The organism is Pseudoteredinibacter isoporae, from assembly GCF_040372805.1.
Taxonomy (GTDB): Bacteria; Pseudomonadota; Gammaproteobacteria; order Pseudomonadales; family Cellvibrionaceae; genus Pseudoteredinibacter; species Pseudoteredinibacter isoporae_A.
Window position 1 is genome coordinate 1,293,957 of record NZ_BAABWJ010000001.1, and the last position, 12,352, is coordinate 1,306,308.

At 51.7% G+C, this 12,352-nt stretch carries 10 protein-coding genes; 4 read left to right on the top strand and 6 right to left on the bottom strand.

The genetic code is table 11. The annotated features are described in order from the left end of the window. Nucleotides 1–14: 14 nt before the first annotated feature. From glnG to glnA, 5 genes are all read right to left on the bottom strand, one after another. On the bottom strand, nt 15–1,424 hold the full coding sequence (glnG, locus tag ABWW03_RS05765) for a nitrogen regulation protein NR(I) (RefSeq protein WP_353407131.1): 1,410 nt from the start codon (nt 1,422–1,424) through the stop codon (nt 15–17). 2 nt (nt 1,425–1,426) lie between these two features. Next, nucleotides 1,427–2,494 carry a nitrogen regulation protein NR(II) gene (gene glnL / locus ABWW03_RS05770; RefSeq protein ID WP_353406940.1) on the bottom strand — a complete coding sequence of 356 codons (1,068 nt, stop codon included), beginning with the start codon at nt 2,492–2,494 and terminating at the stop codon, nt 1,427–1,429. 297 nt (nt 2,495–2,791) lie between these two features. After that, nucleotides 2,792–3,352: a DUF4124 domain-containing protein gene (locus tag ABWW03_RS05775; protein WP_353406942.1), complete on the bottom strand. Its 561-nt coding sequence runs from the start codon at nt 3,350–3,352 to the stop codon at nt 2,792–2,794. Between the two features lie 120 nt (nt 3,353–3,472). Further along, nucleotides 3,473–4,531: a 1-aminocyclopropane-1-carboxylate deaminase/D-cysteine desulfhydrase gene (locus ABWW03_RS05780; protein ID WP_353406943.1), complete on the bottom strand. Its 1,059-nt coding sequence runs from the start codon at nt 4,529–4,531 to the stop codon at nt 3,473–3,475. Between the two features lie 178 nt (nt 4,532–4,709). Beyond that, entirely contained in the window at nt 4,710–6,116 is a 1,407-nt protein-coding gene (gene glnA / locus ABWW03_RS05785; protein WP_353406944.1) for a glutamate--ammonia ligase, read from the bottom strand. Between the two features lie 415 nt (nt 6,117–6,531). Here glnA and thiI point away from each other — a divergent pair, with 415 nt between their 5' ends. Then, entirely contained in the window at nt 6,532–7,986 is a 1,455-nt protein-coding gene (thiI, locus tag ABWW03_RS05790) for a tRNA uracil 4-sulfurtransferase ThiI (protein WP_353406945.1), read from the top strand. Between the two features lie 33 nt (nt 7,987–8,019). On the opposite strand, the gene ABWW03_RS05795 is transcribed toward thiI, so the two are convergent. Continuing rightward, nucleotides 8,020–8,502, bottom strand: coding sequence for an Lrp/AsnC family transcriptional regulator (locus ABWW03_RS05795; RefSeq protein ID WP_353406946.1), 483 nt, complete (start codon nt 8,500–8,502; stop codon nt 8,020–8,022). A gap of 173 nt (nt 8,503–8,675) precedes the next feature. Between ABWW03_RS05795 and ABWW03_RS05800 the strand changes: the two genes are divergently transcribed. The 3 genes from ABWW03_RS05800 (at nt 8,676) to typA (ending at nt 12,299) form a co-directional block, all read left to right on the top strand. Then, on the top strand, nt 8,676–9,629 hold the full coding sequence (locus ABWW03_RS05800; RefSeq protein ID WP_353406948.1) for a hypothetical protein: 954 nt from the start codon (nt 8,676–8,678) through the stop codon (nt 9,627–9,629). Nucleotides 9,630–9,785: 156 nt separating this feature from the next. After that, a complete protein-coding gene (locus tag ABWW03_RS05805) occupies nt 9,786–10,256 on the top strand; it encodes a hypothetical protein (protein WP_353406949.1) in 471 nt (156 codons plus the stop codon). Between the two features lie 225 nt (nt 10,257–10,481). After that, nucleotides 10,482–12,299 (top strand): translational GTPase TypA, encoded by a 1,818-nt coding sequence (typA, locus tag ABWW03_RS05810; RefSeq protein WP_353406952.1) that lies wholly within the window; start codon nt 10,482–10,484, stop codon nt 12,297–12,299. Nucleotides 12,300–12,352 lie beyond the last annotated feature (53 nt).

Here is a 12,352-nt window from a genome sequence, read left to right on the forward strand (position 1 = left end):
CCAGCAGGCAGGCCTTAATCATTGTGTTCCATTTGCAGGTCTTTCAGTTTTCGGGTCAGGGTGTTACGTCCCCAACCCAGCAAAACGGCGGCGTCTCGTTTGCGCCCGGCGGTGTGTTTCAGGGCGGTTTCAATCATGGCGCGTTCAAACCTGGGCAGGGCATTGTTGAGAATTTCTTTTTGCCCCTGGCTCAGGGCATTGTCAGCCCACTGGCGTAAGCATTTTTCCCAATCACCATTTGCGCTACTCGAACTGCCCTGTTGTTTTTCCAACAGCTCCGGCGGCAAATCCTCAATGTGAATTTCCCGGCTGGAGGCCATGACGGTCAGCCAGCGGCAAGTGTTTTCCAGCTGACGCACATTGCCGGGCCAATCCAGCGAGCACATAAACGCCTGGGTTTGGGGGAGCAAAATTTTGGGTTCCACATTCAACTCTTTCGAGGCTCGGCGAATAAAATGCTCCGCCAGTTTCGGGATGTCTTCCTGGCGCTCGGACAAGGTGGGGATGTGAATGCGAATGACATTAAGGCGGTGAAACAAATCTTCCCGGAAGCGGTTTTCGGCTACCAGCTGTTCGAGATTTTGGTGGGTGGCTGCAATGATGCGCACGTCTACTTTGACGGGCACATGGCCGCCGACGCGATAAAATTCCCCATCGGCCAGCACTCGAAGCAAACGCGTCTGAGTGTCGGCGGGCATATCACCGATTTCGTCGAGAAACAGAGTGCCGCCATTGGCTTGTTCGAAGCGCCCTTGGCGTTGACTGCTGGCGCCGGTAAACGCTCCTTTCTCATGGCCAAATAATTCCGACTCCATCAGATCTTTTGGAATCGCGGCCATATTCAGTGCAATAAACGGCTGCTGACGTCGAGGGCTGTGTCGGTGAAGCGCTTGGGCGACCAGTTCTTTACCGGTACCACTCTGGCCATTAATCAGAACGGTAATGTTGGACTGAGAGAGGCGGCCAATCGCGCGAAAAACTTCCTGCATGGCCGGCGCTTCACCGATGATTTCGGCATCACTGTCTTCGGTGTTCGGGTTTTGCTGAATCTGTTCGGCCGCTTGGGTCAGAGCGCGTTGCGTCATAGCAACCGCTTCGTCGATATCGAATGGCTTGGGCAGATATTCGAAGGCCCCACTCTGGTAGGCTGAAACGGCACTTTCCAGATCCGAGTGTGCTGTCATGATGATAACGGGCAAGGTCGGGAATCGCTCCTGAAGTTGAGCAAGCAGAGAGAGACCATCGGTACCCGGCATTCGAATGTCGCTGATGATCACCGTGGGTTGCTGCTGCTCCAAGCGATGCAGTGCATCGTCACCACTGGAGAAACTTTCAGTTTTGATGCTGGCTTGCTGGAGTGCCTTTTCGAGCACCCAGCGAATACTGCGGTCATCATCAATAATCCAAACGGTTTGCTCTTGCATATTCATGGTTCGCTGGCCTTGCCAAGAGGTAAATAAATTGAAAATTGAGTATTGCCGGGCTCGCTTTCACATTCGATCAAACCGCCATGCTGGCTGATCAACTGTTGTGATATGGCCAGTCCAAGACCGGTGCCGCTGGCCCGGCCGGTAATCATGGGGTAAAAAATGTGGCTGAGAATGGCGCTGGGGATACCGGGGCCATTGTCGATGATATCCACCCGCACCACTAAGCGGTGGAAGCGTTGACCGATTGTAAATTGCCTTTGTACGCGACTGCGCAGAGTAATTTGGGGTTTGTCGACATGACTTTCGAGCAGAGCTTGCACGGCATTGCGAGCCACATTCAGAAGTGCCTGGATCAACTGCTCGGGGTCGGCAGGGAAGTCCGGGATACTCGGATCATAGTCTTTCAGCAGTTCGACCTGATTGCCCACCTCGGCATGGATCACCGTAATAATGCGTTCCAGAACTTCGTGAATGTTCACGGCAGTGAGCTGCAGCGGCTGGTTGGGGCCCAGCATTCTGTCAACCAGATTACGTAGGCGGTCTGCCTCGTCAATGATCACTTGGGTGTAATCCCGCAAGGACTCGCTGTCGAGTTCTTTGGATAGCAATTGGGCGGCCCCACGAATACCACCCAGGGGGTTCTTAATTTCGTGGGCCATATTACGGGCGAGGTTTCGGCTGGTTTCCTGGGCGCTGAGCAAGGCTTCTTCACGGGAGATGCGCAGCAGGCGATCGAGAGGTTGAATCTCAATGGCCAGGCCCTCCTGGTCGGCAAGCGGCGTCACACTGTAATCGATGGTCAATTGATTGCCATTGGGCAATACCCAGCAGGCCCGGCGTTTGGTGTATTGATTTTGTTTCTGCAGGGCTTCTTGCAGAGTGGTGATGGCCTCATCGCTTTCCCGAAAGAAGGCCAGAAAGGATTGGTTGGCCACTTGCGCTCGACTCACCGCCAGCAAATTTTCGGCGGCCGGGTTCATATGCAGCAACTGCAGTTCGGGATCAACGATCACCACCGCAGTATTCAAGCTATCGAGCAGTTGTTGATAATTCATAGGCTCCATCGCGTTTTGGGCTAATCCTCTAGGCCGCTTGCCACTTGTTGGGCAGGGGCCGCCTTGCTTCAGCGCATATTTGCCCTATGCCCCCTGCATACAGCAAAAACCAAACCAAGTAGCGAAAGGATTGCGGGTTACATCTTAACTATTTGTTTTTTAAGGGAAAGTTATGAACGTCAGACGACTATTCACGCTCTGATTTAAGCATGATAGCGAAATCAGGAAACTCTTGCACCAAAGTGGTGCAAGTCATGAGGGCTTTTGGGGCGTTGTGAGGCAAGCTGGATTTTTGGGATGGGGTGTTTATCGTCTTAAGGGGCGGTGCACCCAAACCGTGGCTTTCGCCGACGGAGCCAGCTCTTTACCATTGCCGTTGACCAGGCGAGCGGTGACGGTGTGCTCCCCGCGAGTGATTTCTTTGATGGTGGCTTTGCCATTGTCGCTGGCGAGCCTGCGACCATTGAAATAAATTTCGATGGTTGCCGCTGCCATCGCGGCCTGTTTTTCCTGCTCTATTTTTGCTTGATCGGGGCTGTTGCTGCGAATGGTGACGGTGAAACCGGCCTCGATCTGCAGGTCGCGTTGATGAGCCATCATGTGAGTGCCGTCACTGGGGCTGCTGAGAAAGAGCTGGTAGTCGGCGTTGAAATGACTGGCGACTGTCTGTTTTTCCTTGGCCAGTTTTTCCAGATCCATACCGGGGGTGGTATTAATTGGCTTCAGCTCGACTTGTTCGTTTTTTTGATCTTCAGCGGGTTTGTCGCTGTAGCTGACATTGCCATTTTCATCGACGTGCTTATAGATCTGAGCCGCCAAGGGCGCTGCACCGAGAACTGCCAGGAGTAAAACAAAATAAGGCTTCATATGTTGTTACCGTGCTGAATAAGACCGGATACTTAGAGTACCAGAGAACCCAAAAGTGCCTTGCTGGATGGGCGGGGGGCGCCTTTCAGTACCTCCTGTCGGTACGATTCTTCTTGGTGCCTATAAAGGCTGGGCCTGAATAAACCCTTGCAGCGCTTTTGGCATACTGGCCAGATCGGCTTTTGCGGCAATGTCTGCGACGTTGGCCGAGTTATAAGTATGCCAGTAGAGCACTTTTTTATCATTGTGATTCGCACAGCAGTTCAGCGCCGCCGCCGCAGTTTTGGCGGTGTAGGTCGGATCAAGTTCAAGTTGGGCCTGCTCAAACATTGTCTGGGCCCATTCACCTTCATCACTGGGATGGCCGTACCCACGGCCATAATAATCGTCAATTAACCGGAACTTGGTGAGTGAGTGTTGCTTGATGCCGGGATCGATTTGGCAGAGGAACTGGTAACAGGCTCGCTGCAGTTTGCGTACCGTGCTGAAGGTGCAAGTCGGAATGGGGCCGAGGTGAGAGGGCGCAACCCGCACACCAACCAGCTGGCTTTTAATGCCCGCTAATCCACAGCCCAGGGTTAAGCCGGCCAAGGTAGCGTTAGAGCCTACCGGGCAATAAATATAATCGGGCTCGGGTAATAAGCCGGCATCAATTTGTTGTTTTAATTCAAAAGCCGCGTTTACAAACGCGAGGCAGCCCTGGATCGTGGAACCGCCTGCCGTCAGATAATAACGTTTGCGGCCATGAAGCCATTTGCCCAAATAGAACGTTGCGGCGGCTTTTAACAATGAGCCACGGAAATTTAACTGTGCATTGAAACGATGCATCAGTTTCAAATTTTGTTGCACTTGGCTGGTGATGGGTTGCTCAAATAAAATCATCTGCAGGGGGATGTCCATCTGCAGGCTGTAAATGGATGTTGCGACACCATGATTGGTACCGATGGCACCAAAGCTCACCAGTTCTTTTTTTCCTGAGCGCAAGACATCAGCGAGAACAAACTCCAGCTTTCGAATCTTATTTCCGCCGTACAAACTGTTGGTTTTGTCGTCGCGCTTCACCCATAAATTTGGCGCCAACTGAGGAAGGCGTTCAATGGGGGTGGGTAATTTGGCAATGGCCAGAAAAGGAATGCGATCCTTTAAGCGGGGGAATGCCTCAAACAGCGGGCGACTCATGGATGAATTCTCGAATTAGCACGTTTTTAGGGCAGCAATTATACGCGTTTGTTGGCGTGGTAGTAGGAATAATTGTGTCGGTAGATTCGCAGGGACATCAACCCTGGGTCGTGGGTTGAAAAGAAAAACGGAGAAATAAAAAAGGCCTCCGAAGAGGCCTTTTCAAGTGCGTTGCGATTTATACTGAGTAGTACATATCGAATTCCACTGGGTGAGTGGTTTGCTCAACGCGATATACATCTTCCATCTTCAGGTCGATGTATGCTTCGATCATATCATCGGTGAAAACGCCACCGCGAGTCAGGAACTCGTGATCTTCTTTCAGTGCATCCAGAGCTTCACGCAGGCTGCCAGCAACCTGTGGGATGGCCAAAGCTTCTTCAGCTGGCAGGTCGTACAAGTCTTTGTCTGCTGCATCGCCAGGGTGGATCTTGTTCTGAACACCGTCCAGGCCAGCCATCAACATAGCGGCGAAACACAAGTATGGGTTGGCGATTGGATCTGCAAAGCGAGCTTCAATACGCTTGCCCTTCGGAGACGCAACGTACGGAATACGAATCGAAGCAGAACGGTTGCGAGCGGAATAAGCCAGCATGACAGGTGCTTCAAAACCCGGGATTAAGCGCTTGTAAGAGTTGGTGCCTGGGTTAGAGAATGCGTTAATGGCTTTAGCGTGCTTGATGATGCCGCCGATGTAGTACAGAGCGGTTTCGGACAAGCCAGCGTAACTGTTGCCCGCGAATTGGTTCTCGCCGTCTTTCCAGAAAGACTGGTGAACGTGCATACCGGAACCGTTATCGCCAACAACGGGCTTAGGCATAAAGGTCGCTGTCTTGCCGTAAGCGTGAGCTACGTTGTGTACACAGTATTTCAGAATCTGAACTTCGTCAGCTTTCTTAACCATGGTGTTAAAAACCACACCGATTTCACACTGACCGGCCGTTGCCACTTCGTGGTGATGAACTTCAACGTCCAGGCCCATGGCTTCCATAGCGTTACACATGGCCGCGCGGATATCGTGCAGGCTATCAACAGGAGGTACGGGGAAGTAACCGCCTTTAACGCGTGGGCGGTGACCCATGTTGCCATCGGCGAATTCTTTGTCGGTAGACCAATCGGCTTCTTCGGAGTTAATTTCGTAACCGCAAGAACCCATGTTGTCTTTCCATTTTACGTCGTCGAAAACGAAAAACTCAGGCTCGGGACCAAAGAAAGCTGTGTCGCCCAGACCCGTAGACTTCAAGTACTCTTCGGCGCGTTTGGCAACAGAGCGAGGGTCACGCTCGTAGCCTTGCATGGTGGAGGGCTCAACGATGTCACAGCGAACGATAACGGTAGGCTCATCGGTGAATGGATCCAGAACACCAGACTCATCATCGGGCATCAAAATCATGTCAGACTCGTTAATGCCTTTCCAGCCAGCGACTGAGGAGCCATCAAACATTTGGCCGTCTTCAAAGAAGTCTTCATCAACAACTTTGGCGGGAATGGTTACGTGCTGTTCTTTACCTTTGGTATCGGTAAAACGCAGGTCCACCCAACGGGCTTCGCTCTCTTCGATCAGCTTTAAGGTATTCTCTGACATGTTCAACCTCCAGGGGGCTATGGTCATTGGCTAAATTAGATGCGCGGCCTAAACCGTTATTGGTCGTGCGGCCTTAATGCATACGGATCTACACTTGGCAAATATCGTGCCAGCCATAAATTTCGGTGATTGCCCCTAATTCAGTGGGTTTGGCTTTAAATGGCACCAAAGTTGTGCGCCAAATTGGTGTTTTTTTGAATTTAATGCACCAAAGTAGTGCTTGTGATTTCCTCGACCGTGTTGCGAACGCTTTTGGTGCGTTGTGCATGTGAGGCATGCCGGGTATTTGTAATCGGAGCTCATAGGGAAGGCAGAATGTGATGAAAAAGTAACCGTGAGAAATCCGGGCGACTGTTTTATAATCCCCCGCCCTTCGGCCCCGCCGAGAATGTTCACTGACCAGTATTCGATTCCTATGCACATTATTGTTCGACTTTTCTCAGAAATCACCATCAAGAGCGCCCCGGTTCGTAAGCGCTTTATTAAGCAGTTGCGTAATAATCTGAGGGATTTGCTCCGCCCCGTGGATTCATCCGTTCGTGTCAGTCGTGACTGGGAGAAGCTCGATATTATGGCGCCGAGTGATGATCCAGAGTTGATTCAGAAGGTCAGCCAGGTGTTGGCGAATACCCCGGGTATCGCGCACTTCTCATTGGTGCATCAATATCCTTTGGGTGACCAACACGATGTGTTCGAAAAAACCATGTTGCACTGGAAAGAGGCTCTGGCGGATAAAACCTTTTGCGTGCGTGTTAAGCGTGCCGGCAGCCACGATTTTACGTCTACGGATTTGGAACGTTATGTGGGGGGTGGTTTGAATCAACACACCGAGGCGGCGGGTGTACGTTTGAAAAACCCCGATGTAACGGTCCAATTGGAAGTGAAAGATGATCAGCTGTATGTGGTCGAGGCTCGTCGCCAGGGGCTGGGTGGTTTCCCAATTGGTACCCAGGATTCTGTGCTGTCATTGATTTCCGGAGGCTTCGATTCCACGGTCTCCAGCTATCTGACCATCAAGCGCGGATTGCGCACCCATTACTGTTTTTTCAATCTGGGTGGCCGTGAGCATGAGCTGGGGGTAAAAGAAGTCGCTTTTTATCTCTGGAACAAATTTGGTGCGTCCCACAAAGTGCGTTTCGTCACTGTGCCTTTTGAAGAGGTCGTGGGCGAGATTCTGAAGAATGTTAAAAACTCCCATATGGGGGTGGTGCTGAAGCGCATGATGTTACGCGCAGCCGAGCAGGTGGCTGAGCAGATGGAGATTCAGGCGCTGGTCACTGGTGAAAGTGTGGCCCAGGTGTCCAGCCAGACCCTGACCAACCTGTCGGTAATTGATAAGGTGACCGACACTCTGGTGTTGCGTCCACTGATCACCATGGATAAGAACGACATTATTGATATCTCTCGTAGAATTGGGACCGAAGAGTTTGCGGCGGCGATGCCGGAATATTGCGGTGTGATTTCCAAAAAGCCGACCACCGCCGCCAAAATGGCCGATGTGCTCGAGCAGGAAGACAATTTTGATTTCAGTGTGTTGGAACGTGCAGTACAGGAACGTCGACTACAGACTATCGACCAGATTATGGCGGATGCTGAGCAGAGCCATGTTGAGCTTGAGATTCTGGAGCAATTGCCAGACACGGCGGTGGTGGTGGATATCCGCCATCCCGATGAAGTTGAACAGAGCCCATTGAAACTCCCGGCTGGACAGGATGTGCTGTGTATTCCCTTTTACAGTCTGAGCAGCAAAGCCGCCAGCTTGAAAGAAGGGGGGCCTCACTACCTCTACTGTGACAAAGGCATTATGAGCAGGCTTCATGCCGGACACCTGGCCGATGAGGGGTACCAGGTGGGGGTTTACCGCCCCTAAACGCCGGGGCGGTTTATCAGTGAGTCGCCTGGGCTACTCACTGTCGGCCTGTAGATCCAATGCGGTTTCAAATTTCACTGTCCGAATGGCGATGGACGTGTGGAACTTGCGGATATTCACATTGCTGTGCAGAACGCGGTCGATAAATTGTTCATAGGCGCGGATATCTCGCACGGATACCAACAGAATAAAATCCATTTCACCCGTTACTTCATAACATTGGGTGACTTCCCTGGCGTCTTGAAGGGTCTCGCTGAACGCTCGATAGATATCCCGGCGATCCCGCTCCATCTCGATGCTGACGATCAATTGCAAACCGTGCCCGGCCAAACGCGGGTCCAATACCGCGACCTCTTTCAAAATGATGCCACTGTCGCGCAGTCGTTTGACCCGCTGCAAGCAGGCTGGCGGTGATAGCCCTACTTCAGCTGCCAGTGCCTGATTGGCAATGCGGTTGTTCTCTTGCAGTTGAGAGAGGATGGCAATATCGATACGGTCCAGATTGTGAGATTTCATGGCTGATGCTTTTTAAAAAATTAAATTAGGCTTTAGGAGAATAATAAATCAAATATTAAGCCAGGGTGCATAACTAAAAAACTTAAGTGTGGAGCAATCAGGCACAATACGGCTCTTTCCAAGTCAGTTTCACGCTGCCCTGTGCGCGGCGGTATTGTGAGGTCTACCTAAGAATGCAGTCATTTTTACGAGCCTGGGCAGAGGAAACCTATCGGGTTTGCTGGAGCCTGTTCAAAGTCATGTTGCCTGTCGTAGTGGTGGTGAAGGTGCTGGACAACTGGGGATTCAACGACGTACTGGCGGAGTTTTTGGCGCCCCTGATGAATGCGGTGGGCTTGCCGGAATCCATGTCATTGGTGTGGGCGGCAACCATGCTCTCCAATATTTACGCCGGCATGCTGGTGTATGTTCAACTGGGTGAATCTCTGAGTCAGGCTCAGATCAGCATCCTGGGGGCGTTGATGCTGACTGCCCACGGCTTGCCCGTCGAAGTCGCCATCGCCCGTCAGGCGGGGGTGTCGGTGATGTTCAGCCTTGTGTTACGCATTGCCGGTGCCTTGGGTTTTGCCTGGTTGCTCAAGCAGATGTACGCATTCTGGCCCGCTGATCAGGCGGCGGAATTACTCTGGCAACCGGAGATCCAAGTGGCGACCAGTTGGTGGGCGTGGGTTCAGGAGCAGGTGGTCAGCTTTGTGGTGATTTTTGCGATTGTGGCCTTGCTGCTGGCAGTACTGCGGCTGCTGCGTATTCTTGGGGTAGAAGCCCTGATGGCCTGGTGCTTGTCTCCGGTATTGCGTTTTTTGGGGATTGCCCGCAGCGCTATGACAATCACGATTACAGGAATTACGTTGGGGATGGCTTTCGGTGGGGGAATTCTGATCGATGAGGCTCGCCAGGGGCGAGTTGAGCCAAAGGACGTCTTCAGCGCAATAATGATGTTGAGCCTGCTCCACAGTTTGGTCGAAGACACCTTGCTGGTGCTCTTGCTTGGGGCCGATTTCAACGCAGTATTCTGGGGGCGCTTAGTGTTCTCCCTAGTTCTGGTTGCGGTCCTGACGCGTTTGTTCAATCACCGTTCCATCGCCCGCCTTTGTTATCGAGATGTCAGGGTGTCGGACGCGAGGTAGTGTTGTTTCGTTCAGGTTGAGCCGGCTGTTGGTGATTGTGAGCGCCAGTTTATGAGCATTTATGCCAAAAGCCGCTAAAGAACATGACCGTTTATCCGATAGCTCCTATATCAGGCACGGCGATCAAGCACAGTGCTGCGGACAGGCGAAGCGATCATGGCGAAAGCGTCACACAATCAAAGCAAACAGAAAAAGGTCATAGGCATCATCGTTGGGGTGGTGTTGGTGGCCATTGCCGTGGGGGCGTTTGTCGCAAACCAGGGGCCTGCATTGGCTGATCCGGATACGTTCAGCGACGGCATTCCGGTCTACGGTAAGTTGACTCTGAACGATGCCCGCATTGCTTGTGAACGCTACACACGGGTGAGTCTCGGCAAGCAGCTTAAAACCCTTTCAGTGGATACCCGTTCAAGTCGCCTTGATAAGAAGAAAGGCCAATACCTGGTCTATATGGAAGCGTATCTGTATGAAAACGAAGAAGGCGGTGGCGCCAGCGATCACTATTATGTGAATTGCGCTTCGGATCGCTCCAAACTCAATCTCGCGAAATACGAGTTGATCAAAAACGAGAATGAGAAGGTGAAAGCCCAACGCAAAGAGAAAGGCAGCCGCTACGGTTGGCAATAGCCCTTTTGTCCAGGCATCGCTGCCGATTGGGTCTGAGCGATGTTTCCACAAAGTAAGTGAGCACATACTCCCAGTTTGCTGGCGGCCCCAAAGTCTCCGTATTCTCCCCGGTCAGCTCCCCGGCCGGAAAAAACCAAATTTGGTCATGATTTCGTCAGGCAGTCTCTGTATAATGCCGCCCCTTCTTAAGCCCAGCAGGGCAGATTTTTAGAGAGATACATCATAGTGATCGAGAATTTACGCAATATTGCCATTATTGCCCACGTTGACCATGGCAAAACCACCCTGGTGGATAAACTGCTTAGCCAGTCAGGTACTTTGAGCCGCCGCGACGAAGGCGCCGAGCGCGTGATGGACTCCAATGACCAGGAGAAAGAGCGCGGCATTACCATCCTGGCCAAAAATACCGCGATTGAGTGGAATGGTTACCGCATCAATATCGTAGACACCCCTGGGCACGCCGACTTCGGCGGTGAGGTAGAGCGTGTACTGTCGATGGTTGACTCGGTTTTGCTGTTGGTTGATGCCGTAGATGGTCCAATGCCCCAAACCCGCTTTGTAACCTCTAAAGCGTTCGAGAAGGGTTTGAACCCTATCGTTGTCGTGAACAAGGTTGACCGCCCAGGCGCTCGTCCTGACTGGGTTATCGATCAGGTTTTCGATTTGTTTGATCGCCTGGGTGCGACAGACGAGCAGCTGGATTTCCCGATCATCTATGCCTCAGCTCTGAATGGTGTTGCCGGTCATGAACCTGATGACCTGGCGGAAGATATGACGCCATTGTTTGAGATGATCACCGAGCGAGTATCGGCACCGAATGTAGACCCTGAAGCGCCTTTCCAAATGCAGATTTCTGCACTGGATTACGACAGCTATGTGGGTGTAATCGGTGTGGGTCGAATTACCCGTGGTACTTTGAAGCCGAACCAGCAAGTGGTTATTGCCCAAGCCGATGGCTCTACCCGTAAAGGTAAAGTCCTGAACGTAAAAGGCTACCTGGGCCTGGATCGTGTTGACACCGAGCTGGCCAGCGCGGGTGATATTGTTTGCATTAATGGTATTGATGGTCTGGGCATTTCTGACACGCTGTGTGATCCGGAAAATGTTGAAGCTTTGCCAGCACTCAGTGTTGATGAGCCAACGGTATCGATGACCTTTATGGTAAACGATTCACCATTCGCCGGTTTGGAAGGCAAGCTGGTTACCTCGCGCAACATTAAAGAGCGTTTGGATCAGGAACTGATTCACAACGTTGCTCTGCGTGTACAACAGGGCGACAGTGCTGATAAATTTATTGTCTCCGGTCGTGGTGAATTGCACTTGTCAGTGTTGATTGAAACCATGCGCCGTGAAGGTTTCGAGATGGGTGTTTCCCGCCCTGAAGTTATTCAGAAAGAAATCGATGGCGTTATGCAAGAGCCGTTTGAAGCTGTTGTTATTGATGTGGAAGAGCAGCATCAAGGTGCGGTGATGGAAGAGTTGGGTCTGCGTAAAGCGGAAATGACCAACATGGAGCCTGACGGTAAAGGTCGCGTTAAATTGGAATTCATCGTTCCGTCACGCGGTTTGATTGGTTTCCGTGGTTTGTTCCTGACCTTAACCTCTGGATCCGGCATCATGACCAGCATCTTCGATCACTACGGTGAAGTGAAGCAAGGTGAAGTGGCCAAACGTCAAAACGGCGTATTGGTTTCCATGGTGAAAGGGAAAACCTTGAGCTACTCACTGTACAGTTTGCAGGATCGTGGTCGTTTATTCCTTGGGCACGGTGTGGATATTTATGAAGGCCAGATCATCGGTATTCATTCACGTAGCAACGATTTGGCTGTGAACCCAACCAAAGGTAAACAGCTGACCAACGTACGTGCATCCGGTACTGATGAGGCGACTATTCTGACACCACCAATCAAGCACACGCTTGAGCAGGCGCTGGAATTTATTGAAGATGACGAGTTGGTGGAAGTCACCCCTGAAAGCATCCGTCTGCGTAAAAAGCTGTTGACTGAAAACGAGCGTAAACGCGCGAAAAACGCCGCCAAGTAGTTTACAAACTGCTGAGCGAAAAAAACCGATGTCGTTAACGGCATCGGTTTTTT